Here is a 25,401-nt window from a genome sequence, read left to right as displayed (position 1 = left end):
CATGGACGTCGCGCTCCGCCCGGTCCACGACAGTGATCTGCCCGTCTTCTTCCGGCAGATGAACGACCCCGAGTCCCTCCGGATGGCCGCCTTCACACACAAGGACCCGGCCGACCGGGACGCCTTCGACGCCCACTGGAGGACCGTGCGCGCCTCCCCCTCCGACGTGGTGCGCACGGTCCTCGCGGACGGTGACGTGGTGGGCAGCGCCGCGCTCTACGGGGAGCCCGGCGAGCGCGAGGTGACGTACTGGATCGACCGTTCCTACTGGGGCAAGGGCATCGCGACGGCCGCGCTGCGCGACCTCCTGGCCGAGGTGCCCGAACGCCCGCTGTACGCGCGCGTGGCGGCCGACAACCCGGCGTCCCGGCGCGTACTGGAGAAGTGCGGGTTCGTGGTCGGCGCCCATGCCAGGGGGTTCGCCAACGCGCGGGGCGCGGAGATCGACGAACTCGTGCTGACCCTGGGTTCATGAGCACTCGATGAGAAAAGCGCCGTAAGGGAACGGTTCGTTCCCGCCCGGTCGTCTTCAGAGCGGGATGAACAAGACGATCAGGCGCACCTCCGTGTTCGTACTGCTCCTCGTGTTCGCTCTCCTGGTGAGGGCGACCTGGGTGCAGTTCTACGACGGCCAGGCACTCGCGGACGACCAGGACAACCGACGGAACGCGATCGAGACGTACGCGGACCCGCTCGGGAACATCATCGTGGCCGGGAGCGCGATCACCGGCTCGGCCCGGACGGAGAGCAGCAGCGACCTCGCGTACAAACGCACGTACACGGACGGCAAGCTGTACGCGGCGGTGACGGGGTACGCCTCGCAGAGTTACGCGCCGACGCAGTTGGAGGGGATCTACGCGAATCTCCTCGACGGCACGGACAGCGGCCTGAAGACCGCCATGGACACGGTCACCGGCGAGCGGGCCGCCCCGGGCAACGTGGTCACGACGATCGACCCTGATGTGCAGAAGGCGGCGTACGACGCGCTCGGCGACAAGAAGGGCGCCGCCGTGGCGATCGATCCGACGACCGGCAAGATCCTCGCCGTCGTCTCGACCCCGTCCTACGACCCCTCGACGCTGACCGACGCCAACACCGCCGCGTCGGCCTGGAAGCAGCTCAACGCGGACTCCGACAAGCCGCTGACCAACCGCGCGCTGCGCCAGCCGCTGCCGCCGGGGTCGACGTTCAAGCTGGTCGTGGCGGCGGCCGCGCTGGAGGACGGCCTGTACTCGTCGGTGGACCAGAAGACGACGAGCCCCTCGCCCTACACCCTGCCGGGCACGGTCACCCAACTGAAGAACGAGAGCTCCTCGGCGCCCTGCGAGAACGCCTCGATCCGGGTCGCGCTCCAGTACTCGTGCAACACCGTGTTCGCGAAGATGGCCGTCGACCTGGGCCAGGACAAGGTCAAGGCGACGGCCGAGAAGTTCGGCTTCAACGACGACAAGCTGGACATCCCGGTGCGGGCGTACCCGAGCGTGTACCCGTCGAACATGAACAAGTCGTCCACGGCCCTGACCGGCATCGGCCAGTACGACGTGACCGCCACCCCGCTCCAGATGACCATGGTGTCGGCCGCCATAGCCAACGACGGCAAGCTGGTGACCCCGCACATGGTGTCGGAGACCACCGACAGCGGTGGCGATGTGGTCCACAACTACGACGACAGCACCACGACGAAGGAGATCGTCAGCTCGCACACCGCCCAGCAGCTCCAGTCGGCGATGCAGACGGTCATCACCGACGGCACCGGCACGAACGCCCGGATCGCGGGCGTCACCGTGGGCGGCAAGACAGGCACGGCCCAGCACGGCGAGAACAACGACCAGTCGCCGTACGCCTGGTTCACGTCCTACGGCAAGTCCGACTCGACCGGCAAGGAGATCGCCGTGGCGGTGGTGGTCGAGCAATCGGACGCGGCAAGATCAGAAATCAGCGGCAACGGCCTGGCGGCCCCGGTGGCCAAGGCGATGATGAAAGCGGCATTGCAGTAGTGCCGTTATTTTCAGGGGCGCGGGGAACTGCGCGACCAGCCACGACGAACCGTCAGCCGACCGCGCAGCGACCCTTACTTCACACCCAGAACCTGCTCCACGGGGTCAATCGCGAAGTACACCAGGAACAGCGCGGACACCCCCCACAACAACCAGTTGACCTCCTTCGCCTTACCGAGCACCGCCTTGATCACGACGTAAGAGATGAACCCCGCCCCGATCCCGTCAGTGATCGAGTATGTGAACGGCATCGCGGCGATCGTCAGGAACGCCGGAATCGCGATCTCGTACTTGTCCCAGTCGATGTACTTGACGTGGGTCATCATCAGGAACCCCACAGCGATCAGCGCAGGCGCGGCGGCCTGTAGAGGCACGATGGTCAGCAGCGGTGTAAGGAACAACGCAAGCCCGAACAACCCACCGGTGATGAGGTTCGAGAACCCGGTACGCGAGCCCTCACCAACCCCCGAAGCCGACTCGATATATGCGGTGTTGGAGGACGCGGAACCAATACCACCGGCGACGGCAGCCGCACCGTCGATGAACAGAACGCGCCCAATGTTCGGCACCTGTCCATCGTCGTCCAGAAGACCGGCCTCCGCGCTGATACCGACGATCGTGCCCATCGCGTCGAAGAAGTCCGACAGGATCAGCGTGAAGATCAGCAGGATCACGGTGATCGCACTGGTCTCACCGAACGCCCCGAACAGGCTGAAGTGGCCGATGAGTCCGAAGTCGGGCGTGTCCACAATCTTGTCCGGCACCTTGGGGGTCATCAGGCCCCAACTCTTGATGTCGGCGGCGGAGTTGATGATGATCGCGAGGACGGTCATCGTCACGATGCTGATCAGGATCGCGCCCTTCACCTTGCGGGCGACCAGCGCGATGGTCAGCAGTACGCCGAGACAGAACACGAGGACGGGCCAGCCGGCGAGATGACCGACGGCACCGAGCTGCACGGGGACCGTGGTCTGCGCGGCGTCCGGGATACGGCTGACGAAGCCCGCGTCGACGAAGCCGATGAACGCGATGAACAGTCCGATGCCGACGCCGATGGCCTGCTTGAGCTGTTGCGGGATCGCGTTCATGATCGCCTCGCGCAGTCCGGTGAGGACCAGCACGCAGATCAGGACGCCCTCGATGACGACGAGGCCCATCGCGTCGGGCCAGCTCATCAGCGGCGCCAGCTGGAAGGCGACGACGGCGTTGAGGCCAAGACCGGCCGCGATCGCGAGCGGCAGGTTGCCGCCGACGCCCATGATGACCGTCATCACACAGGCCACCAGGGCGGTGGCGGTGACCAGTTGGCCGGTGTCGAGCGTGTGCCCGAACTTGTCCTTGGCGCTGCCCAGGATGATCGGGTTCAGCACGAGGATGTAGGCCATCGTGAAGAACGTGGCGAAGCCGCCGCGTATCTCACGCCCGAAGGTGGATCCCCGTTCGGAGATCTTGAAGAACCGGTCGACACCGTTCGCCGCCGGTGGTTCGGCACTTGGCCGTTCGGCCACCGCCTGGGACTCGGACATGCGGGTACTCCTCGTTTGCCTCAGTGATCGGTGCGCGGATGCTGGCTGGATTGTTCCCGCGTTGAACCTGTTTCAGGTTTTCCCCGTGTTACGGAATCAGGGTCGGCCCGCCAGTCGCTTGGTCGACCTGTCAGACAGTGTTCGAAGGTCCGTACCAGAGGGGCCAGTTGATCACTGCTACGCTCCGGATCTCATCGGGTTCGCCCCTGAATGATCACGTGTCATCTACATGACACTCACATACCGTAGCGAGGAGAGGTACGCCGTGGGCACAGTCGTCGACGCCGCCGCCTCCGAGGAGTTCCACGCCTTCTTCGAACGCCACTACGCCGAACTGTCCAGGCTCGCCCACCTGTTGACGGGCGAGGCGGACGCCGCCGACGATCTCGCGGCCGACGCGCTGCTCGCGCTCTGGCACCGCTGGGACCGGGTGCGCGCTGCCGACCATCCGGCGGCCTACGCCCGTGGGGTGGTCGCCAATCTGGCCCGCACCCGGATCCGCAGCGCGGTGCGCGAGCGGCGGCGGGTCGCCCTGTTCTGGTCGCAGCGCGAGGAGAAGACCGAGAACCCGGACGTGGCCGGTGTGGTCGACGTCCAAGAGGCCTTGCGCAGACTGCCGTTCCGCAAGCGGGCCTGTGTGGTGCTGCGGCACGCGTTCGATCTGTCGGAGAAGGACACCGCGCTCGCACTCGGTGTGTCCGTCGGTACGGTTAAGAGCCAGACGTCGAAGGGCATGGCCGAGTTGCAACGTCTGCTCGGTCCGCAGAGCCCCCCGCTGCGGATGCACGCGGTGATTGCACGCGGCGGCGAGACCGGAGGGAGGAACCGATGAGGCATCAGGACGTGCACGACGACGAGTTGATCGCCCGGCTGCACGAGGCGGCCGAGGCACACGAACCCGACCGGGCGCGCATCCTGGCGCGGCTCGAACGCGGTATGGCCACGCAGTCGCGTCCCGATCACCGGGCCACCCGGCCGCCCGTGTTCGGCTGGGTGCGCGTGGTCAGCGCGACGGCCGCGGTGGCGAGCGTCCTCGCGATCGGCGGCTACGCGGTGGCGTCCGCCGTGAAGAACAACTCCCCCGCCCAGCAGACGGTGTCCGTCTCGCCGACCCCGACACCTACGCCGTCGCCGGACGCGACGAGTCGTACGCCGGTCAAACCGGTTGCTCCGACGGCGAGTTCGGGTCCCGACGGCACCACGCACAACTCACCGAAGGCGAGCACGTCGCCGACTGCCAAGTCCCCGACCGCGTCCGCCTCCACGCCCGCGCTGCCGCCCGCGTCCGGTGTCCAGGACGGCCCGCTGTGGTCGGACGGTTCGATCGACCCGGGCAGCAACGACTTCTGGGCGCAGAGCGACGTCACCCTGAAGACGAGCAAGCAACTCACTGCGCTCACCGTCCAGTTGAAGGTCAAGCTGACCGCCGGGGTCAGCTCCGCGGGCGCCTGGCGCTCGCTGCCCGAGCAGGACTTCACGCAGACGGTGGCGGAGCAGGACGGGTTCCTGGTCTACACCTGGGTGCTCAAGGAGGGCCGTACGGTCGCGGTCGGCGAGTGGGTCTTCGCCGGGCAGTACAACCATGCGCGCGGTGGCCGGGACGCCAAGGACGACAGCTACTCGGCGGCGGGCACGGCGGCCGGCCAACAGCTGTCCGTGAAGGGCGACTTCGCGGCGCAGAAATCCTAGGCAGAAATCCGGGACGGGCGGCAACCCTTTCTCCGGCGGTGGCGACAAGGAAGCGCAAGGTTCCTCTCGCACGGAGTCATACGGAGCAAGTCGCTTGAGCACGCACAAGAAGCACCTCACCCGCAGGCGGGTGCTCGGAGCCTCCGCGATCGGTGTCGCCGCCACCGGCGCGGCCGTCGCGGGCGGCACCGGTCTCCTCTCGTCCGCGTCGGCCGCCGCCTTCGGATACACGGACGATGGCTCCAACTACGTGGTCACCACGGGCAGTTCGCTCATCCTCAAGATCTCCAAGTCGACCGGTGACATCACGTCCCTGGCCTACAAGGGCAAGGAGTACGAGGGATACGGCGGCAAGCACTCGCACGTCGAGTCCGGGCTCGGTGCTTCCACGGTCACGATCAAGCAGTCCGGGTCGACGATCCTGGTGAAGGTCGTGCACGGCGCGATCACCCAGTGGTACGCGGCCCGCAGCGGCGAGAACAACGTCTACCTGTGGACGGACAAGGCCGACGCCTCCTTCACCGCGACCCGGTACATCGTCCGCGTGAAGCCGGGGCTGTTCCCCAACTCGGGCTCCGACGCATGGGATTCGACCACCGACACGATCATCGAGGCCGGCGACGTCTGGAAGCACCCCGACGGCACGACCCGCTCCAAGCACTACTCGGGCAAGCGGACCATCGACTACGACCACGTCGGCTTCACCACGGGCTCGGTCGGCCTGTACCTGGTCCGCTCCAACCACGAGAAGGCGTCCGGCGGTCCCTTCTACCGCTCCCTGCTGCGCCACTCGAACGAGGGCGGCGCGGGCCTGTACGAGATCCTGCACTACAACGAGGCCCAGACGGAGCCCGAACGCTTCGGTCTCCAGGGCCCGTTCGTTGTGACGTTCACGGACGACGGCACGCCTTCGACCTCGCTCTTCGCGGCGAACCTCGACACGTCGTGGGTGGACTCGCTGGGCATCACCGGCTGGGTGGGCAAGGCGGGGCGCGGGAGAGTGGCGGGGGTCGGCCTCAAGGGGATGGACGCCGAGTACCCCTACACGGTGGGCTTTTCCAACTCGACCGCGCAGTACTGGGCGAAGGCCGCGGCCGGCACGGGCACCTTCTCCTGCAAGGGGATGCTCCCGGGGACGTACACACTGACCGTCTTCAAGGGCGAACTCGCCGTGCACACCGGGTCGGTGACGGTGACGGCGGGCGGTACGACGTCGCTGCACACCCTGAACATCACGGGTGACCCGTCCACCGCGGCGGCGGTGTGGCGCCTGGGCAACTGGGACGGAACTCCAGGGGCGTTCAAGAACGCCGAGCTGATGACGTACGCGCATCCGTCCGACGCGCGGGCGGCGAAGTGGACGGGGAACGTCACGATCGGAAGCGGAAGCGAGGCCGCGTCCTTCCCGGCGTACATCTGGAAGGACGTCAACGACGGCATCCTGGTCTACTTCAAACTGACGGCGGCGCAGGCTGCGGCAGCGCACACGCTGCGGGTCGGGGTGACGACGGCGTACATCAACGCGCGTCCCCAAGTCACGGTGAACGACTGGGTCTCGACGATCCCCGCGCCGCCCGCCCAACCCTCGACCCGCGACTTGACGACGGGTTCGTACCGAGGAAACAACCACACGTTCGTCTTCAACGTCCCGGCAAGCGCGTGGAGTTCGGACGTCACGAAGGGCAATGTGCTGAAGATCAACGTCGTCAGTGGTTCGACGGGTTCGGGATTCCTCAGCCCGGGCACGTCGTTCGACTGCATTGATCTACTGGTTTGAGTTGATCTACCGACTTGAGCCGACGCTCGCCGGGGCCCTAGGCTCGACGACGTGACTGCCGGGTCGGCCATGGGCCATACACGAGTAGGGCACCCGGCCGCGGCGTGAGCGCGGGGCGGGCCAGAGCCCCGCCTTCTCTCCTTGTCTTCCCTCCCCGCGCCCGCAAGCGGCGCTCTCACCGGACTCAAGACATGGAGACCCACCCACAGATGACGCACGACCTCGACCTGCCGGCGACCGTCCAGTTGAACCACACCGCCGTCTACGCCAAGGACCGGCAACTGTCGGCCGAGTTCCTCGCCGCGATCCTGGGTCTGAAGGTCAGCGCCCCTTTCGAACCGTTCCTGCCGGTCGACCTGGGCAATGGCGTGACCCTCGACTACTACGAGAAGCGCGACGAGCCGATCCAGCCGCAGCACTACGCGTTCCTCGTACCGGACGAGCAGTTCGACACGATGATCGCCCGTCTGGAGGTGGTGGGGGTCGCCTACTACGCCGACCCCCGTCACACCGAACCCGGCCGGATCAACCGCCTCTTCGGCGGTCGCGGTGCCTACTTCGAGGACCCGAACGGCCACAACATGGAGATCATGACCCGGCCGTACGCCCGGCCGTAGCAAGCCGTACGTGGAGATGACCATCGCGGGGAAAGGCCGGCGGCGCCGCAGGCAGAACACTGTCGAAGGCGTACCGGCTCTTCTCCGCGACCCGGCAGGATGCCAAGTTGTCCACCTGGTGCAGGAGTTCGAGCCGCTCCAGCCCGTCGGGGCCGAAGGTGTCGAAGGCCCAGCCGGTGAGTGCCTCCAGGGCGCGCGGGGCCACGCCCCGCCCGCGAGCGTGCGCGGCGGTCCAATAGCCCACCTCGGCGGCCGACTTGCCGGAGACGACCTTCTTGAGGATCACATTGCCCACCAACCGCCCACGATCCGCCCCGGGTCGCACCTCCAGGACAGCGAAGCCGAACAACCCTCCCGCCGCCCACCCGCGCTGCTGGTCCTGCACCCAGCGTGCCCCGTCAACTTCGTTGTCCACGACGGCCGTTGTCCACTGCCGCAGCACGGGATCCCGGCGTGCCTCGACGAGTTCGGCAACGTCCTCCATGAGCCAGGGACGAAGGAAGAGAGCGGGAGAGGCCGACGTGGCGGCCACATGAAGTTCGACGGCGGCATTCATGAACCGATTATCTCCGGCGGCGATTTCACCCGAGGCAGACCGGGTCCGCGTCGCGCGGCCGTACGACCGCCCGTCATCACGTTGTCCGGACACGCAGAGCCTGGACGGACCAGTCGAGTGCCGGGGCAAGACTCTCCGGGGCGGGCCATCCATTGACCACGGCGAGCAACTGCAGATACCGCTCCCTGCGAGGGTCGTTCACGCCCGACAGCCGAGCCGCCAGCCGCCGACGAAGGTCGACGTCGTCGGGTCGGCTCAGCAGGCGTGCGTAGTGCCCGATGAACGCCGAGACGAACGGATCGGCCTGGGGCGAGGCGGGGTCGATACCGGCGCCGAGGGCCGGCCCGACCTGCTCACGGACGACTCCGGCGATATCGCGGCGCGGGCCACCCACATCACCTCGAACCTGCTCGGCAATCTGCTCCTCGGCCAACTGCCGTGCGGAGGCGCGGAATTCGGGGTCCAGAGACAGCTCGGCCAACTCCACCCAAGCCTGGACCTGTTCAGCCTCCGCGTCGTCGGGCAACTCAGGTGTCATCGAGCGCATGACCCCGGCGAATGCGGGGGCGTCGTCAAAACCGCCGAAGACGGCATCCAGGAACTCACCGATCAGACGGCGGCGTTCGTCCTCGGAAAGCCGGGCAAGTCGATGCATGAATTCCATCTCCTCAGGTGTGGACCCACGCTCGGCCACCGCCGTCAACACCGCCCGCCGCAGCCGCAGGACCCGGATCTGCACGGCCAGCGCCTCGGCGTGCGCCGCGGCGACCTCGGGCAGCGAGAGCTCACTGTCCACGACCTTGCGGATCGTGGTGAGGTCAAGTCCCAACTCTCGCAAGGTCCTTACGAGGTCCAGGCGTGCGACGGCGTCGATGCCGTAGAGGCGGTAACCGGCCGGGCTGCGGTCTGCCGGCACCACGATCCCTCGATCGGAGTAGAACCGAACGGTCTTGACCGTGAGCCCGGTCCGCCGAGCAAGCTCACCGATCGAGTAGAGCGCGTCGCCTTCCATGCCCTCACCTTTACGTCTCCCCTTACTGGAGACTCAAGTCCGTGAATCAAGGGAGCCGTCCGGCCTGGTGAAGCACGTCGAAAGCCATCTCGTCGACGGCCGAGACCCGGTCCCTATCGGCGTAACGGGACCACGCCTTCTCGGCGATCTCCCTCGACGGAGTCAGCTCACCGCGGTGATCGGCGGTGTAACAGATCATCCGGAAGGGACCGTGATCCGGATGCCCCTCGCCGTTCTCCCTCACCAAGGTCTCGCCGTCGGACTCTCCCGGCTCACGGTGACCGCCGGGGAAGTAGAAGCGATCTCTGCCGTGGCTACGCGCCACCAACACCCGCCCGTCCCGAACCAGGATCCACGCCACCTTCTCCGGGACACCGTCGCTATTCGCCATGGCTCGGGACGGTATCGGAGGGCATCGACCGCGTGGTGCGCTTGTGGTGCGGTGCCGGGTTACGGGCAGCAACAGGAGGGTCCATCAGGTGCGACTGCCACTCGGCCGGCGTCAGTGTTTCAGAGAGAAACGCCCATCAGCATTCTGTTGCCGTGCGGCGTACGTTGACGCTGTCCACAAGAGTTGCGCCTTGGGGAAGGTGCTTTCCGAGATCCCAGTTCTTGTTGGCCATCCTGCTGGCAAAATCATCTGTCAGGGTCTCGGTGCGGACGAGGATCAACTCGTATACCAGACCGGCATCTTTCTTATTGCCACCGACGGTAGCTTGGACGCCCCACTTGTCGTAGGTGCCTGAAGCCGAGGTCTCTGCATGTACGGATGGTTCGATGCGGCGGTTGAGGTAATAGGTCGACCATGCACCAGGGCCCCGCACCACGAGCCAGTAAGTCTGGTTCTTTTCGAGCTGTGGTGCTACGCCACTGACCGCCGCGCACTGGCTGACTTCGTCTCCTTGGAATGGGCTGACGATCAACGCCAATGACCGGCCACTCGGTCGGGCCGATGCGGATGTCTCGTGCTCACTTCCTGAACCCGGGCCGTTGTACTGGAGCCATCCAGCCATGAGCGCACTGACCGCGCTGACGGCTGCGGCGACCACCAGCGCCACTGCCCCGATCAAGGCGACCTTGACCTGCGGGTCCAGCCTGGTGCGAGTCTCGCGGTCGGACTCGGGATCACTTTGCGTTGTTGCCACTCGGTCTCCGCGTCTACATTGCCAAGCCCATGGGAGCACTCTGACCGTCTGCTCCAAAGGCGGCCACATCACCTGCTGTGCCAGCCGCCGAAGCGGCCAGGCCGACGACGCTAAAGCCAATCAAAGGCACTTGTTTCTGAGTCTGGTCGGCATTCACCCAGATAGGTGGTCGGGGCTTCACCAGCAACCTGTCACTACGCGCGGCCGGAAACCGACCGATTCGCTGACTCATCGCGCCCTCGTCGGAGACCTGGGGTCAGCGGGCCGTGGTCCGCGCGTGGGTGATGACCGGCAGCACACCGGCGAGGACCAGTGCGATGCCGCCGGAGACCAGCAGCGGAAGGTGGCCGTCGGCGCCCCAGGAGAGCCCGGCCCACACGCCCGCGAGAAGCACGGCGGCGCCGGTCGCGCCCTGGAAAAGGCCCTGCGCGGTGCCCTGTTGGCGGTCGGGGACGAGCGTGGAGATCCAGGCTTTGCCGACGCCGTCGGTGCAGGCCGCGAAACCGCCGTAGAGCGGCAGCACCACGAACACCGCCCAGGGGCTGTGGATCAGGCCGAGGCCCAGATAGCCGATCGCGAAGCAGAGCAGGCCGGTGGCGAAGACAAGCGGGCGTGGCAACCGGTCCGACAGCGCCCCGGCGGGGTAGGACAGGGCGGCGTAGACGAGGTTGTAGACCGCGTACGCGCCCACCACCCCGGCTGTCGAGAGACCTAGGTCGTGGGCGCGCAACAGCAGGAGCGCGTCGGGGAAGTTGACCAAGTTGAAGGCGAGCAGCACCCCGAGAACCCGCCAGTAGGGGCGCGGCAGGGATCGCCAGGGTGTGCGGGCGGACCGCGTCGAGGAGCTGCTCGTCCCTCCGGATCGGGGGTCGCGGACGGCGGTGACCAGCGCGACCGACGCGACGGCGGGGATCACGGCGACCCAGAAGAGCGGGCGCAGCCGGTGGTCGAGCGCCTCGTAAAGAACCAGCCCCATGAGCGGGCCGACCACCGCGCCGGCGGTGTCGGCGGCCCGGTGCAGACCGAACACCCTGCCGCGCTGTTCCTTCGGCACGCCCTCCACGAGCAGGGCGTCGCGAGGCGCCCCTCGCATGCCCTTGCCGAGCCTGTCGGTGACCCTGGCGACGAGGACCAGCGGCCAGACGGTCGCCAGCGCGATCAGTAGCTTGCCCATCGCGGCCAATCCGTATCCCGCACCGATCAGGGGACGACGGTTGAACCGGTCCGCGAGGCGCCCGGCGGCCACCTTGGTGATCGACGCCGCGCCCTCGGCCGCGCCCTCGATCGCACCGACCGCGGCGGGCGGGGCACCCAACACCACGGTCAGGAAGATCGGCAGGATCGGGTAGAGGAGTTCGCTGGCCGCGTCCTGGAGAAAGGAAACCCCGCACAGCACCTTGACGTTGCGGGTCAGCCACACCGGGTGGCGTCCGGTCGGTCGCGGGGTGCCGCTGGGATCGGTCACCGGTACAGGATCTCCAGGAAACGGTAGAGCGCCATAGCAGGCGGCTTATGGTGCGGTTGTGGTGCGCACGCACGCCCACTGGTCGGGACAGGAACCCCCGGGTCATCGACCTGGGGGTTCCTGTGGAGCGGGTGACGAGAACCGAACTCGTACGCTCAGCTCGGGAAGCTGGAGGTTCTCCTCACCCGCGAAGAGCGGCTCAAGCAACACCAGGAGCTGGGCTGGTGACCCACTCCGGAAACAGCAGAGGAGAGGCCCGGTCAGCTACAACCGGGGCCCCTCCGCGCGTCAGCCCTGCGCATCGCTCCCCGAAAAGCGGAACCCGCAGTGAGGACACGTCAGTTCATCGTCGCCCCGATCACCGAAGACCCCGTCGTCAGGAACGTCGTCGACGGCAGCGTCCCACCCGACGAGCGCGCCCCATACGCCGTCGTCGCATCCACGGACCTGAACGACGGAGTAGCGACCCCGCCGTCCCAGTTGTTCGCCGCCGACACCGTGCCCGAACCGAGCTTGTCCAGGCCCCCCTTGTTGCCCACCGCAAGATTACGGGCGAGGCGGGACTTGCCGGTCGCGAAGAAAAAGCCGGACTCCGTGTTGGCGTACGCGGTGTTCCGGTTGAGGATGATCGCGCCGGTGTTGGAGTTCTCGGTGAAGCCGTTGAGGGTGTTGTTCCAGGCCGCGTTGTCGTTGACGACGTGGGCGACGGAGACCCCTCCGCCGCCCAGTTTGAAGCCGTTGCCGTTGCCCTCGAAGGCGGAGTCGTTCCAGCGGTTCTTGCCGTTGCCGAAGGCCCAGGAGTGTTCGATGGTGACCGGCGAGGAGAACTGCCACAGGTCGAGGCCGTCGTCCGAGTTGTTGTAGAGGCGGGCGCCGGTGACCTTGTTGCCGGAGCCGGAGCCGAACTTGATGGCGATGCCGTCCGCGTTCTGGCCGTGTCCGGCGGCGTCGTAGTTGCCGTAACTGTCCAGGTTCTGCACGAGGTTGTTCGTCGTGCCGTCGCCGCGCAGGGTGAAGCCCGAGTCACCGTTGTTCGCCGTGACCAGGTTCTTGAAGATGCCGCCGACCGACGACGTGGCTACGAAGCCCTGGGCCGGGGAGCGCTGGAAGGTGAGGTTCTGGACGGTCCAGTAGTCGCCGTAGATACCGGCCAGCCACTGGCCCGCGGGGAGTTTCGAGCCGTCGATCCTCACCTTCTCCGTGCCGTACGCCTCCAGCGTGATCCGGGCCGAACTCGTGCCGTTCGCCGTGGACTTGAGGGTCGCGGCCGGGGTGTAGGTGCCCGCGCGGACCTGGATGACGGTACCGGCGCCGGCGTTCGCGACGGCCGACTCCAGTTGGGCGGTGGTGGAGACGGTGATCGTGGCCGAAGCGGCTTGCGCGCCACCGCTGTTGAGGCCGAGGTAGACGCCGCCCGCCCCCGCGGCGACGGCCACCGCGGCGGCGATCGAGAGGGTGCGGGTCCTGCGGTGGCGTCCGGTGCTCGTGCGCACGGCGTTGGTTCCTTTCCTGGATGACGACGAGGACGAAACGGGCCGGAGGGGCCGCCCCGGCCCGTTTCTGGTTCCTGGTCGCCGCCGTGGCCGGAAAGGGTTGCCACGCGAACGGAAAAACCTAGCTGACGAAGTACGTCGGGTTCGGGATCTTGTACGTCTTGTCGGCGTAGCCCCCGTCGAGGTCCGAGTACTGGTCGCCGAAGTTGGCGATGATGTTGTACCCGAGGTCCTCGATGTGCTTCCGGGTGCCGGACTTGTACTGCACGGTGGTGCAGGTCCAGGCACCGGCCGTGGCGCAACCGCTCAGGTACGACGGCGGGTTGTCCGCGTCCTTGAGGAACATGTGGTCGGCGTCGAGGTTGACGTCGGCTCCGACCTTCTTCAGGTTGTCGACCGCGTAGGTGCGCTGCGACTCCTTCAGACCCGAGTTGTAGAAGACCGTGACGCCCTTGGACGCGGCGTACTTGACCAGCTCGGGGGTGCCGAAGACCTCCGGGCGGTTGGCCTGGGCGACATACGCGGCCCAAGTGGCCGAGCTGTAGCCGTAGTTGTTCTTCTTCTCGTAGTCGAGGCTGAGCAGCAGCGTGTCGTCGATGTCGAAGACGACCGCGGGCTTGACGCCCTTGTGGTGCTTGCGGACGGCCTCGTCGATGTACTTCTTCGCCGACGCGTCGATGCGCGCCAGGTCCTTGGCGTACGGGCTGGTCGCCGAGGCCTGGTAGACGCCGCTGCTGTCGAGCGCGGTGCCGTAGTAGGTGTCGATGTCCTTCGTCAACAGGCCGATGTTGTACGGCTCGTGAGTCGAGTTGGCCGTCGACTGGCCGGCGGTGGCGACGCCCGTGCCGTACAGGGCGGCACCGGCGACGACACAGGCGGCGCCGAGGGCGGCCGCTCTAAGGGACTTCCGCATGGAATCTCCGGATCTGGTTCTGATGGGTGATGCACCAGGTCAGGGACTGTCTACGCGCATCACACCGTGGAGGCGAGGACCTTTATCCGATCGATACATAACCCACAGAGTGGGGAATTACCCGCCCTTGGGGCCGACTTGACCTTCTCTTGGTCGGCTTTCCCTACCGTCGTGGCTGCGACTGCGAACGGGGGAACGCGCGATGGGTGACGGCAAGGACCCGGCCAAGGTCCTCGACATCAGGACCGCCGATGTGAAGCGGGCGGCACCGGACTTCCAGACGGCGGCAGTTGATCTGGGCAAGGCGCTGACCGCGCTCGTGAAGTCCCTCGACGGGCTGGGCGAGCCCTGGGGGAACGACAAGCAGGGCAAGGAGTTCGGCGACTCCTACAAGCCCTTGCAGAAGAAGATCGAGAGCGCGGCGGGCACGCTGGTGCTGGGTCTGACGAGCATTCACGAGGCGATGACCGACATGGCGGACGGTCATGTCGACAACGACGAGTTGATCGCCGGGATGTTCACCGAAGTGAAGGTCACGAAGGCGGACGGTGCCGGTGAGCGTTGAGGACGAGGCCCGGAAGATCCTGCTGCATCTGGGCCTGTGGTGGCCGGAGGCCGACTCCGGCAAGCTGCGTTCGGCGGCGACGGCCTGGCGTACCTTCGCGGACGCCGTGGACGATCTGCGCGGCCCGGTCCAGCAGAGCGCGTCCTCGATCATCCACAACAACACGGGTGAGTCGATCGAGGCGTTCGACAAGTTCTGGGGCCGGTACTCGAAGAACGCCGAGGGGAACGACAGCGGCTGGCTGAAGGATCTGGCCGGCTCGGGGCGGGACATGGCCACCGCGCTGGAGAAGTTCGCCGACGCCATCGACGACGCCATCAACAAGCTCTGGACGCAGATCGGCATCGACGCGGCCGTGATCGCGGGCGGGGTGGCGCTGGCCTTCTTCACCGCGGGGCTGGCCTCCGGCGCGGCCGTCGCGGCGGCCGACCTGGTCATCGAGTTCGGCGCCGGCCTCGGTGTCGCGGTCTCCACGACGATCGCCGAGATCGCCGCGGGCACCCTGGTCGCCGCCACCTTCGGCGGGATCGAGTCGGTGACCGTCGACCTGGCCGTGGCCCAGCCCCTGAAGATCGCGACCGGTCTCCAGCAGGGCTTCAGCCTCGACGAGGTCAACCAGGCGGCCAAGGACGGCATGATCTTCGGCGGCGCGCTGGGCGCGGGCGGCGGAGTCGTCAAGGCGGGCATCGAGGGCGCGTTCAGCGACACGACACCGCTGCTGCTACGACCGCCCTCGCTCCGCCCCGACCTGGTCGAACTCGGCCCGGCCGCCCGCAACGCCGACCGCACCCCCTGCGTCGGCGAGCCGATCGACGTGGCGACCGGCGCGATGCTGATGACGGCGACGGACCTGGCGCTCCCGGGCAGCCTGCCGCTGGAGTTCACCCGCACCCACCTGTCCTCGTACCGCGGTGGCGTCCGCTTCGGCCCAACCTGGATCTCCACCCTCGACGAATGCCTCCAGATCGACGGCGAGGGCGTGGTGTTCGCGGCGGCGGACGGCATGCGCCTGGTCTACCCGGTACCGGAACCGGGCGTCCCGACCCTGCCGGTCAAGGGCGTCCGCTGGCCCCTGGAATGGGACGGCAAGCCGGACAGCGCGATGACCGTCACCGACCCGGCGACGGGAGTCGTCCGCACCTTCGCCGCCCCCGTCCCCTCCCCCACGTTCGGCGTCTTCCACCTCGCGCTGGACTCCTGGACCGACCGCAACGGCAACCGTGTCGACGTCGAACGCGACGACGAAGGCGTCCCGTTCGGCCTCCGTCACTCCGGCGGCCACTACATCGCCGTAGACACGACGGGCCCCCGCATCACGGCCCTGCGTCTGCTCGACGAACCCCCTTCGCGCTACGGCCCCGACGGCCCGGTGGGCGAGGGCACGGTCGTCGTGCGCTACGGCTACGACGCAGTCGGCAACCTCACGGAGGTCGTCAACTCCACTGGGGAACCACTGCGGTTCGCGTACGACGAGCTGGGCCGGGTCACCAAGTGGACGGACCGGAACGGGACTTGGTTCGGGTACGTCTACGACGAGCGCGGCCGGGTCGTCCGTACCGAGGGCGTCGACGGCATCCTGTCCGGCGCTCTCACCTACGACGACACGTCACGCACGACGACGTACACGGACTCGCAGGGCCGCGTCTCCACGCACCGTCACAACGCGGAGGGCCTGGTCGAGGAGGAGACGGACCCGCTGGGCAACGTCACGCGCACCCGCTGGGACGAGTACGGCGCGCGACCCGTCACGGTCACGGATCCGCTGGGCCGTACGACCCGCTACTCCTACGACGACGCGGGCAACCTCACCGAACTCACCCTGCCCGACGGCGCGTTGGCGCGCGCCGAGTACAACGCGCTCGGCCTGCCGACGGAGGTCGTGGAGCCGGGCGGGGTGGTATGGCGGCACACGTACGACGAACGGGGCAACCTGCTGGCGACGGTCGACCCGACAGGCGCGGAGACCCGTTACGCGTACGACGCGGCGGGCCACCCGACCTCGATCACGAACGCGCTCGGCCACACCCGGACAGTGGCATACGACGCGGCCGGTCTCCCGGTGTCCCTGACCGACGAGTTGGGCCACACGACGTCGCTCCGCCGGGACCCCTTCGGCCGGATCACCGCGATCGCCGACCCGCTGGGCCACACCACCCGGATGGGCTGGACCCCGGAGGGCAAGCCGTCCTGGCGCGAACTGGCCGACGGGGCAAGGGAGTCGTGGACGTGGGACGCGGAGGGCAACCTCCTTACCCACACGGACGCCGCGGGCAACACCACACACCACTCCTCGGCCCACTTCGACGTGCCCGCCTCACGGACCGACCCGGACGGGGCGCGGTACGAGTTCGCGTACGACACGGAGATGCGGCTGACGGAAGTGACCAATCCGCAGGGACGGACGTGGTCGTACACCTACGACGAGGCCGGGCGGCTGACCGGGGAGACCGACTTCGACGGGCGGACGCTGACGTACGCGCACGACGCGACGGGACGCCTGGCCTTCCGCACCAACGGTGCCGGAGAGACGCTGGGCTTCACACGCGATGCTCTGGGGCGGGTGCTGGAGCAGCGATCGGCCGGGACGAACCACGTCACGACGTTCTCCTACGGCCCGGACGGCGGCCTGACGCGGGCGGCCAACGCGGATGCCGAGGTCGTGCTGGAGCGCGACGCACTGGGACGCGTGCTGTCGGAGACCGTGAACGGCCGTACGACCACGCACACTTACGACCCCCTCGGCCGCCGTACCCGCCGGGTGACGCCGTCCGGGCTGGCCTCCGACTGGACGTACGACCCCGCCGGACGCCCGTTGGCCTTGCGCTCACCCGCGGGCACCCTGGACTTCGTCCACGACGCCGCGGGCCGGGAGACGGAACGTCACCTCGACGCGGAGGTGACGCTGACGCAGAGTTGGAGCAGCACCGGGCGGCTGACCTCTCAGACCCTGACCACCGCCGCGCCGTCGGCCGGCGCGGACCGCCTTCTCCAGCACCGTACTTACGCCCACCGGGCCGACGGCTACCTCACCGAGATCCGCGAACTCACCTCCGGCACACGGCGGTTCGACCTCGACGCGATGGGGCGCGTCACCGGTGTCCGCGCGCACGGCTGGACCGAGACCTATGCCTACGACGCGACGGGCAACGTCGTCAGCGCCTCCGCGCCCGCCCACGGCACGCCCGGCGAGCGGGAGTTCGTCGGCACCCTTGTCCGCACGGCCGGCCGCACCTCCTACCAGCACGACGCGCAGGGCCGCCTCGTCCGCAGGACCCGGAGACTACCGAGCGGCAAGACCCGTACCTGGACGTACGCCTGGAACGACGAGGACCGTCTCACCGGTGTGGTCACCCCGGACGGCGGCCAATGGCGCTACGCCTACGACCCGTTCGGCCGCCGTGTCTCCAAAGAGCGTCTGAACGAGGACGGTTCGACGGCCGAGCGCACGGAGTTCGGCTGGGACGACACCTGTCTGGCGGAACAGACCGCGGCGGACGGCCAGGTCACCACCTGGGACTACCTGCCGGGCAGCGCTCGCCCGGTGGCCCAGACCGGTCACAGGCCGGCTCGGACGTCTCCCAACGCGTCGTTCCTGGCTCGGCTCGCGGAGGAGACCGGCCATGGGCTCGCCGCGCGTTTCCTCGCCGTGGTGACCGACTCCGTCGGCACTCCCACGGAGTTGGTCGCCGCGACCGGTGACCTCCTGTGGCAACGACGCACAGCTCTGTGGGGCACCAGCCTCCCGGCCCCTGAGGTCGACCCGGCGACAGTCGACTGCCCGTTGCGTTTCCCGGGCCAGTACGCGGACGACGAGACGGGCCTGCACTACAACCTGCACCGCTATTACGACCCCGAGACCGCCCGGTACATCAGCCAGGACCCGCTCGGGCTGGAGCCCGCCGGCAATCCGAGCGCGTATGTGACGAACGCCCTGGGCTGGACTGACCCGTTGGGTCTGGCCCCGAAGTGCGGCATCGATCTGTCCAACGCGACCCCGCACAGCGGCCGTTTCCCCCAGTCGGCCAAGCCGGACGAGATCCTGGTGCGCCGCAAGGAAGACGGAACCGTGACGGCCTACGCTGTCTACGACGATCAGGGCCTCCCCATCAAGCGGGTCGACGTGGATCCGAGTTCCAAGCCGCACGGTGGGGTGCCGGCACCCCATGTGCTGGAGACGTCGAAGAACGTGAATCCCAAGACCGGTCAGGTGTTCCTCACCTGGAACAAGATGCCCCGGGCCGCCCGGCCCGACGAGCTTCCTCAGTGAGCGAGAAGAAGAACCCCATGGACCCCCAGAGCATCCCGGACGTCAGGGAGTGGACGGCAGCGGTAGGCGGTGGCACCGACTACCTGGACTATCTCTCGCAGGAGGCGGGCCTGGGTGAATGGGCCGCGTTCTCCCGTGTGTTCATGCCGCGATTCGTGGAGGTGGACGGCTGCGTGCTGTGGGACCGCGTCTACGAGCCCGACAACTTCCGCGCCTGGCAGGAGCAGTTGGGGGGCGACGCGACGTCGGTCGAGGCCATGCTGAATCAGCTGCGGTTGTGGCTCTACATCGATATTCCGGACGACCACGAATCCGAGGCCGGCGCCCTCGCGTTGGCCGAGGACATCGCGGCCTCATGGCGACGCTCCCTGGCCGACGCCTTCCCGGACCGCGCCTTCGAGGTCGCCGCGACCGATTCGGAGGACGGCCCGATCGTGAGCTTCGTGACCGTCCGGTGAGCCGACACCGTCCCCTGATGACAGACCTCGACTTCTACGCGGAAGTGCGCGTGGTGGACTCGCCCGACAGGCCCGGATCGCTGGCGAAGGCAGGCGCGATCCTGGGCATCGCGGAGCCGGCGGACGAGACGACCGAGCCCACCTACGCGGTACTGTTCGACGGCGACGACCGCCTGATCCAGTTCCGCCGGGAGCAGATCGAGCCGACTGGGCAGATGCGAAAGCGCGAGGACTACTACTGAACCACCGCGTCGAACGTGACGGTCCGCTGAGGGCGTGGGCCCAGCCCCGCGACACCCGAACTGGGCCCACATCACAGGTCAGTTCATCGTCGCGCCGATCGTCGTGCTGCCCGTCGTCAGGAACGTCGTGGACGGCAGCGTGCCGCTCGACGAACGCGCGTTGTACGTCGTCGACGCGTCCGTGGAGATGAAGGACGGGGTGGAGATGCCGGAGTCCCAGTTGTTGCCGGACGAGGTGACCGCGGAACCCTTGCTCACCGAGCCGCCGCCGTTGCTCACCGCGAGGTTCTTGCCGAGCTTGGCGGAGCTGGTGGCGAAGTAGTAGCCCCACTTGCTGTTGGCGTACGCGGTGGTGCGGTTGATGACGAGGGCGCCGGTGTTGGAGTTCTCGGTGAAGCCGTTGCCCGCGTTTCCCCACGCGGCCGAGTTGTTGATGACGTGCGCGACGACCTCGCCGTCACCGCCCAGTTTGAAGCCGTTGCCGTCACCTGCAAACGCCGAGTCCGACCAGCGGTTGTAGCCGTTGCCGAACGACCAGGTGTGTTCGACGGTCACCGGCGTGGAGAAGGACCAGAAGTCGATCCCGTCGTCCGAGTTGTTGTAGAGACGCGCGCCGGTGACGAGGTTCCCGCTGCCGGAGCCGAACTTGATGGCGACCCCGTCCGCGTTCTCGCCGTGCGTGGCGGCGTCGTAATTGCCGTACGAGTCAAGGTTCTTGACCGTGTTGTTGACGGTGCCGTCGCCGGTGAGCGTGAAGCCGGAGTCGCCGCCGTTGATGGTCTTGACGTTGTTCCAGTTGGTGCCGGTGCAGGACTGGCAGACGACCGCGCTGTCCGGGGAGTTCTGGAAGGTCAGGTTGGAGACGTTCCAGTAGTCGGCGGTCAGCTTGAAGATCCAGGAGCCGGCCGCCAGCGACGAACCGTCGATCTTCACCGTCTCCGAGCCGTACGCGGTGAGCGTGACGGGCGAGGACGAGGTGCCGTTCGTCGTGGACTGGAGGGTGGTCGTCGGGTAGTACGTGCCGCCGCGCACCTGAATGACCGTGCCGGCGGTGGCACTTGAGATCGCGCTGGTCAGTTCGGCGGTCGTGTCGACGACGACCGTGGCGGCCTGGGCCTGGGTGGGGAGGACGGCCAGCCCGGCGCCGAACGCCAGGGCCGTGCCGAGGGTGAGAGCGGTACGACGAGACATAGGAGTGCGGTCCTTTCCTCGTACGGTTGCGAACAGGGGGACTTCAGGGACGCCAGTCACCGAGATAGGTCGCGGGGGTGTGCAACGCGGCATCGGCGGCTGTGAGTTGGGGCCGGTTCTCCGGGACGGTGATCACGGATCCCGGTCCCGTGTCGCGGTACTCGTGGAAGCGCATCGACTGCCAGGGATAGGCGTCACGCATGTTCGTGTACGGCGCGACCGGGTCGATGCCGGGCCCGATCCGGGTGTCCCGCACGACGAGGGACGGCCAGGCCGTCGTCTCGTACGACGGGACCCACGGCCGGGCCAGCTTGTACGCGGCGTCCTCGGCGCCGGAGGTGATCCGCGAGCGGACCGCGAGGATGCCGTGCTGGTTGGCGCGGGCGGTGGACGGGGCGAAGACCATGCCCTTCGGCGTGAAGGCAACGTCCCGTTGGAGGGTGTGGAAGTGGCAGTCCGCGAAGACGGCGGTGGCCCGCCCGAAGACGAAGTCGACGTCTCCCTCGATGTAGCAGTGGGTGAAGTACTGCCGGTCGAAGGCGTCCAGCGCCGAGGTGTCCACGAACAGGGTGTCCTGGTGGGCGAGCAGCCTGACGTGCGAGAACCGCGAGCGGTCACCCGTCACATACGCGGCCACCGCCTGCGTCCCCGTGATCTCCGGATGGTCCGCGCGCAGCCAGTCGTTGGCCAGGGTCAGGTCCCGCACGGTCAGCCCGGGCGCCGTCGAGGTGAAGGTCGCGGAGCCCGCCGTGCCGTACGTCCCCGAACCGTCCGGTTTCTGCGTCCCGTTGGCGTTGTCGTAGACGATGACGACGTCTCGCGGGTCGCGCCCGCCGCCGCGCAGGGTCAACTCGCCTTTGTTCGTCGGCACGTTGACGACTTCGCGGTACGTCCCGGGGTGCACGACGATCGTCCAGCCGCCGCCGTCCACCGCGTCCACGGCCGCCTGGACCGAGTCACCGGGCCGCACGTGCAGGACGCGTCGCCGGTCGAGACCGAAGGCCGGTGCCGTGCCGACGGCCACCAGGCCTCCGGCGATTCCTGTCAGGAGGGTGCGTCTGCGCAGGGTCATCTCCGCCCCGGCCTCCAGTCGCCGAGATAGACCTCGGGCGTCACCGACTCGGCCTGTCCCGCGCTGAGTTGGGGCCGGTTCTCCGGGACACTGATCGCGGCACCCGGGCCCGTGTTCCGGTACTCCGCGAACCGCTGGCTCTGCCAGGGATAGGTGTCGGACATGTTGGTGTACGGCGCCACCGCGTCGATCCCCGCGCCCAGCACCGTGTCCCGCACGGTGAGCATCGGATGGGCGGTGGTGTCCGAGCCGGGCACCCAGGGCCGGGCCAACTTGTAGTAGCCGCGCGGTGCTTGGCTGCTCACGCGACTTCGCGTCACCAGGTATCCGCGCGGGTTGGCGACCGCCGTGGAGGGCGCGAAGACGAAGCCGTACGGTGCCGTCGCCAGGTCGGTGCGGTCGAGCGTCCGGAAGTGGCAGTGGTCGTAGACGGCGGTCGCCCGTCCGAAGACGAAGTCGACGTCTCCCTCGACGTAGCAGCGCGCGTAGTACTGGCGGGCGAAGACGCCGAGGGCCGACGAGTCGGCGTACAGCGTGTCTTGGTGCCCCAGGAAGTGGCAGTCGAAGAACGCCGAACGGTCGCCCTGCACCTTGATCGCGACCGCCTGTGTACCGGTGATGTCGGGGTGGTCGGCGCGCAGCCAGTCGTTGGCGAAGGTGATCCGGCGGGCGGTGAACCCGTCGGTGCGGATGAGGGTGGTGGCCGAGCCGGAGGTGCCGTAGGTGCCCGAACCGTCGGGTTTCCGGGTGCCGTTGGCGTTGTCGTAGACGATGACGACGGCACGCGGGTTCTCGGAGGCGCCGAGCCATGTCATCTCGCTTGCCGCGTCGGAGAGTTGACCGGTCGCCGGGTCCGTGACGCCGACGGTGACCGTCTCCCGGTAGACGCCGGGCGCGATGACCAGGGTGTACCCGGCGCCGGTCGCGGCGGTGACGGCGGCCTGGACGGTGGTGAAGTCGCCCCGGCCGCGCGGGTCGACGTACAGGGTGAGCGGGGTGAGGCGCGCGGCCGGTGAACCGTAGCGGCCGAACGGGCGGGGCCGGGTGGCGGCCCGGGCGGGGCCGGCAGCGAGGCCGAGCGCGGTGCCCGCGGCGACGGTGCCGGTCGCGAGGAACCCCCGTCTGGACAGGGGATGTCGGAGGTGCTCGTGCAAGGGCATGCGGGTGCTCCTTATGACGAGTTGGCGAGATGCTGCGATGACGAGGGGTCAGCGCAGTCGGCCCGCACCGGCGTTGCGGTCGACGATGAACGGCACGGCCCTCGCGGGGTCGACCTTCGTGCGCAGGGTGGGCGTCCAGCCCGCGCCGGACTGGAGGATCTCGCTGGGCACACCGGCGTTGTGGACGGCGATCAGGTCGGTGAGGGTGCCGTTGACGTAGTTGTCGTCGGCGGAGAGCCGCGCCTCGGACCACTTCTTGAGGATGGTCGCCTCGGAGATGCCGGCCGGGACCGTGAACGCGTTGTGTTCCGCGACGAGTTGGGACTCCAGACCGATGCCGTAGCTGTAGCCGTATCCGGGCTCGGCGACGAAGTGGTTGTTGTAGGAGTCGACTTGACCGAAGCGGACGCGGGGTGCGCGCTCGACGAGGTTGGAGAACAGGTTGTGGTGGAGCGTGACCTTCAGATGCCCACGGTCGACGGCGGCGGTCGAAGCACTGTCGCTGTTGCCGATGAGGATCGTCTTGTCGTGGTCGGTGAAGACGTTCCAGGAGGCGGTGACGTAGTCGGCGCCCTTGACGATGTCGAGTTCGCCGTCGTGCTGCTCGAAGATCCGCCCGTAGTAGGTGGGCAGCGAGCTGTCCGGGTGGTCGCCGTCGGTGAACGTGTTGTGGTCCAGCCACACATGGGTGGAGCCGTAGATGACGGCGCTGTCGTACTCGGAGTTCCAGTTGCCGGTGTCGCCGTCGGTCGGGTCCCACTGCGGGAAGCAGTCGAGCGGACTCTCGAAGGCGAGATTGCGGACGATGACGTTGTCGACGGCCGTGATCTGGAGGCTCGCGCCCTTGAAGCCGGCGTTCCTGCCGATGCCGACGATGGTGGTGTTGGCGGGGACGGCCGCCTTGATGACCTTGTTCTGGTTGGCGGCCGACACCCGGCGCAGGCCCTCGGGGCTGTCGGCCGGTTCGGCGTCGAGGTTCTGGTCGTAGCCCCAGACGGCGGGGTCGTAGGTGGCGAGGTACTGGGCGAAGTCGTAGCCGGGCGCGGCGAAGGAGTCGCAGCCCTCGGCGTTGGCGTCGATGACCCCCTTGATTCTGATGATCTTCGGCGCGGTACCGCCGGCGGCCAACGCGGCTTTGAAATCAGCCCAGTTGGAGACGGTGTAGACGTGTTCGGGGGTGGCGGCGGCGCCACCGCTGGTGCCGGTGCCGTACGACGCCCAGCCGTCCCCCGCACCGAGGGTCTCGCGGGCGAGGCTGCGGGGATGGGCCTGGGCGGTGGTGCCGGTGAGGGCGAGAGCGAGTGCCGTGCACCCCACGAGCGAAGTCATGACGCGTCCATGACACATAGATATGCGCACTGTGCGGTTCTCCTTGCTCAGCGGAGGTCCGAGACGTCGGTCGCCTCGGGCCAGGTGATCCAGGACGTGGGAATGTCGTCGCGCAGCCGATGGACCTCACGCGGCGCGAGCACCCGGGTGCGCAGCAACTCCCGCGCCACCAGCCGCGCCACGGCGATCGCACCGGGCGGATTGAAGTGTGTGTTGTCCTGCTCGGTGTCGGTCCAGTTGAAATAGACCTTCGTCTCCTCGACCCCGAGCCGCTGCCACAACGCCAGCGACAACGCCTCGATGTCGAGCAGCGCGACGCGCTCCTGCCGGGCGAGCGCGCGCATCGCGGCCGGGTAATCCCCGTGGGTGGGAAGGGCGTTGCCGTCCGCGTCGAACCTGCGGCGCTCCACGGGGGTGGCGAGCACGGGCCGTGCGCCACGGCTGCGGGCCCCTTCGATGTACAGCCGCAGATAGTCCTGGTACGTGGTCCAGGGCTCGGTGTAGCGGGTGGGATCTGCGATCTTCTCGTCGTTGTGCGCGAACTGGACGAGGAGGAGATCACCGGGCCGGATGCCGGAGAGAATCTCCTCCAACCGACCCTCGTCGATGAAACTCTTCGAACTCCGGCCATTCACGGCATGGTTGGCGACTTCAACTCCCCTCCGCAGAAAGAAGGGAAGCGCCATTCCCCACCCGGTTTCGGGCGCTTCGGTGGAGTGCTTCTGGGCGGCGGTGGAATCACCGGCGATGTAGAGAGTCCGGCCCTTCTGTAGACCGCCTCGTAAGGGAACAGCGGCAAGACCAGCAAGGGCGACCTGTCTGCGGGTAAGGGACACGATGGCTCACCTTCCGGCTTTGTCTTTTGTCTTTAGGGGCGCGGGCCTGTGTCGAATATGCGGCTCCGCCGCGTGGGCACGACCAGCCCCC

The 25,401-nt window shown here is 67.9% G+C and carries 23 protein-coding genes and 1 tRNA gene; 10 read left to right on the top strand and 14 right to left on the bottom strand.

Annotated elements, in window-relative coordinates; genetic code table 11:
• The first annotated feature begins 1 nt into the window (after position 1).
• Both ACIRRY_RS39150 and ACIRRY_RS39145 read left to right on the top strand, forming a co-directional pair.
• The gene (locus tag ACIRRY_RS39150; protein ID WP_403982804.1) at positions 2 to 475 is read left to right on the top strand and encodes a GNAT family N-acetyltransferase; all 474 of its coding nucleotides are present in this window, start codon (positions 2 to 4) and stop codon (positions 473 to 475) included.
• Between the two features lie 64 nt (positions 476 to 539).
• Entirely contained in the window at positions 540 to 1,997 is a 1,458-nt protein-coding gene (locus ACIRRY_RS39145; protein WP_403982802.1) for a peptidoglycan D,D-transpeptidase FtsI family protein, read from the top strand.
• A gap of 74 nt (positions 1,998 to 2,071) precedes the next feature.
• Here the strand turns inward: ACIRRY_RS39145 and ACIRRY_RS39140 are convergent, their stop codons facing one another.
• Positions 2,072 to 3,523: an NCS2 family permease gene (locus tag ACIRRY_RS39140; protein WP_403982799.1), complete on the bottom strand. Its 1,452-nt coding sequence runs from the start codon at positions 3,521 to 3,523 to the stop codon at positions 2,072 to 2,074.
• A gap of 265 nt (positions 3,524 to 3,788) precedes the next feature.
• Between ACIRRY_RS39140 and ACIRRY_RS39135 the strand changes: the two genes are divergently transcribed.
• From ACIRRY_RS39135 to ACIRRY_RS39120, 4 genes are all read left to right on the top strand, one after another.
• Complete coding sequence (locus ACIRRY_RS39135; protein WP_403982796.1) at positions 3,789 to 4,355, top strand: SigE family RNA polymerase sigma factor; 567 nt, start codon at positions 3,789 to 3,791, stop codon at positions 4,353 to 4,355.
• On the top strand, positions 4,352 to 5,212 hold the full coding sequence (locus ACIRRY_RS39130; RefSeq protein ID WP_403982794.1) for a hypothetical protein: 861 nt from the start codon (positions 4,352 to 4,354) through the stop codon (positions 5,210 to 5,212). Before ACIRRY_RS39135 ends, ACIRRY_RS39130 begins: the two co-directional genes overlap by 4 nt.
• Before the next feature lie 94 nt (positions 5,213 to 5,306).
• Positions 5,307 to 6,989: a rhamnogalacturonan lyase B N-terminal domain-containing protein gene (locus ACIRRY_RS39125; protein ID WP_403982791.1), complete on the top strand. Its 1,683-nt coding sequence runs from the start codon at positions 5,307 to 5,309 to the stop codon at positions 6,987 to 6,989.
• Positions 6,990 to 7,180: 191 nt separating this feature from the next.
• Positions 7,181 to 7,606: a VOC family protein gene (locus ACIRRY_RS39120; RefSeq protein ID WP_403982788.1), complete on the top strand. Its 426-nt coding sequence runs from the start codon at positions 7,181 to 7,183 to the stop codon at positions 7,604 to 7,606.
• On the opposite strand, the gene ACIRRY_RS39115 is transcribed toward ACIRRY_RS39120, so the two are convergent.
• From ACIRRY_RS39115 to ACIRRY_RS39080, 8 genes are all read right to left on the bottom strand, one after another.
• Positions 7,578 to 8,162, bottom strand: coding sequence for a GNAT family N-acetyltransferase (locus ACIRRY_RS39115; protein WP_403982786.1), 585 nt, complete (start codon positions 8,160 to 8,162; stop codon positions 7,578 to 7,580). The genes ACIRRY_RS39120 and ACIRRY_RS39115 overlap by 29 nt on opposite strands.
• 76 nt (positions 8,163 to 8,238) lie before the next feature.
• Entirely contained in the window at positions 8,239 to 9,174 is a 936-nt protein-coding gene (locus ACIRRY_RS39110) for a MerR family transcriptional regulator (protein WP_403982784.1), read from the bottom strand.
• Between the two features lie 46 nt (positions 9,175 to 9,220).
• Positions 9,221 to 9,565 (bottom strand): NUDIX domain-containing protein, encoded by a 345-nt coding sequence (locus tag ACIRRY_RS39105; protein WP_403982781.1) that lies wholly within the window; start codon positions 9,563 to 9,565, stop codon positions 9,221 to 9,223.
• Positions 9,566 to 9,701: 136 nt separating this feature from the next.
• Positions 9,702 to 10,319 carry a hypothetical protein gene (locus tag ACIRRY_RS39100; protein ID WP_403982778.1) on the bottom strand — a complete coding sequence of 206 codons (618 nt, stop codon included), beginning with the start codon at positions 10,317 to 10,319 and terminating at the stop codon, positions 9,702 to 9,704.
• 256 nt (positions 10,320 to 10,575) lie between these two features.
• A complete protein-coding gene (locus ACIRRY_RS39095; protein ID WP_403982775.1) occupies positions 10,576 to 11,784 on the bottom strand; it encodes an MFS transporter in 1,209 nt (402 codons plus the stop codon).
• Positions 11,785 to 11,907: 123 nt separating this feature from the next.
• Positions 11,908 to 11,973: transfer RNA gene (locus ACIRRY_RS39090), tRNA-OTHER, on the bottom strand.
• Positions 11,974 to 12,122: 149 nt separating this feature from the next.
• Complete coding sequence (locus ACIRRY_RS39085; RefSeq protein WP_403982772.1) at positions 12,123 to 13,277, bottom strand: right-handed parallel beta-helix repeat-containing protein; 1,155 nt, start codon at positions 13,275 to 13,277, stop codon at positions 12,123 to 12,125.
• 121 nt (positions 13,278 to 13,398) lie between these two features.
• Positions 13,399 to 14,190, bottom strand: coding sequence for an HAD family acid phosphatase (locus tag ACIRRY_RS39080; RefSeq protein ID WP_403982769.1), 792 nt, complete (start codon positions 14,188 to 14,190; stop codon positions 13,399 to 13,401).
• A 202-nt stretch (positions 14,191 to 14,392) separates the two neighbouring features.
• On the opposite strand from ACIRRY_RS39080, the gene ACIRRY_RS39075 reads away from it, so the two are divergent.
• From ACIRRY_RS39075 to ACIRRY_RS39060, 4 genes are read left to right on the top strand one after another with little or no spacing between them, the layout of a single operon-like run.
• A complete protein-coding gene (locus tag ACIRRY_RS39075; protein WP_403982766.1) occupies positions 14,393 to 14,755 on the top strand; it encodes a hypothetical protein in 363 nt (120 codons plus the stop codon).
• Positions 14,739 to 19,022: a DUF6531 domain-containing protein gene (locus ACIRRY_RS39070; RefSeq protein ID WP_403982763.1), complete on the top strand. Its 4,284-nt coding sequence runs from the start codon at positions 14,739 to 14,741 to the stop codon at positions 19,020 to 19,022. Before ACIRRY_RS39075 ends, ACIRRY_RS39070 begins: the two co-directional genes overlap by 17 nt.
• A gap of 17 nt (positions 19,023 to 19,039) precedes the next feature.
• On the top strand, positions 19,040 to 19,480 hold the full coding sequence (locus tag ACIRRY_RS39065; RefSeq protein WP_403982760.1) for a hypothetical protein: 441 nt from the start codon (positions 19,040 to 19,042) through the stop codon (positions 19,478 to 19,480).
• A gap of 17 nt (positions 19,481 to 19,497) precedes the next feature.
• A complete protein-coding gene (locus tag ACIRRY_RS39060; RefSeq protein ID WP_403982758.1) occupies positions 19,498 to 19,722 on the top strand; it encodes a hypothetical protein in 225 nt (74 codons plus the stop codon).
• A 78-nt stretch (positions 19,723 to 19,800) separates the two neighbouring features.
• On the opposite strand, the gene ACIRRY_RS39055 is transcribed toward ACIRRY_RS39060, so the two are convergent.
• From ACIRRY_RS39055 to ACIRRY_RS39035, 5 genes are read right to left on the bottom strand one after another with little or no spacing between them, the layout of a single operon-like run.
• On the bottom strand, positions 19,801 to 20,913 hold the full coding sequence (locus ACIRRY_RS39055; RefSeq protein WP_403982755.1) for a chondroitinase-B domain-containing protein: 1,113 nt from the start codon (positions 20,911 to 20,913) through the stop codon (positions 19,801 to 19,803).
• A 43-nt stretch (positions 20,914 to 20,956) separates the two neighbouring features.
• On the bottom strand, positions 20,957 to 21,979 hold the full coding sequence (locus ACIRRY_RS39050; RefSeq protein ID WP_403983033.1) for a pectinesterase family protein: 1,023 nt from the start codon (positions 21,977 to 21,979) through the stop codon (positions 20,957 to 20,959).
• 2 nt (positions 21,980 to 21,981) lie between these two features.
• Positions 21,982 to 23,145 (bottom strand): pectinesterase family protein, encoded by a 1,164-nt coding sequence (locus ACIRRY_RS39045; RefSeq protein ID WP_403982753.1) that lies wholly within the window; start codon positions 23,143 to 23,145, stop codon positions 21,982 to 21,984.
• 48 nt (positions 23,146 to 23,193) lie between these two features.
• The gene (locus tag ACIRRY_RS39040) at positions 23,194 to 24,474 is read right to left on the bottom strand and encodes a polysaccharide lyase family 1 protein (protein WP_403982750.1); all 1,281 of its coding nucleotides are present in this window, start codon (positions 24,472 to 24,474) and stop codon (positions 23,194 to 23,196) included.
• Between the two features lie 47 nt (positions 24,475 to 24,521).
• Positions 24,522 to 25,310, bottom strand: a complete 789-nt coding sequence (locus ACIRRY_RS39035; RefSeq protein WP_403982748.1) for a rhamnogalacturonan acetylesterase — start codon at positions 25,308 to 25,310, stop codon at positions 24,522 to 24,524.
• Positions 25,311 to 25,401 lie beyond the last annotated feature (91 nt).

Source organism: Streptomyces sp. NPDC101776 (assembly GCF_044766845.1).
In the GTDB taxonomy this organism is placed as follows: domain Bacteria; phylum Actinomycetota; class Actinomycetes; order Streptomycetales; family Streptomycetaceae; genus Streptomyces.
Note: the sequence above shows the minus strand (reverse complement) of the source record. Positions and strands in the feature narration are given on the sequence as shown.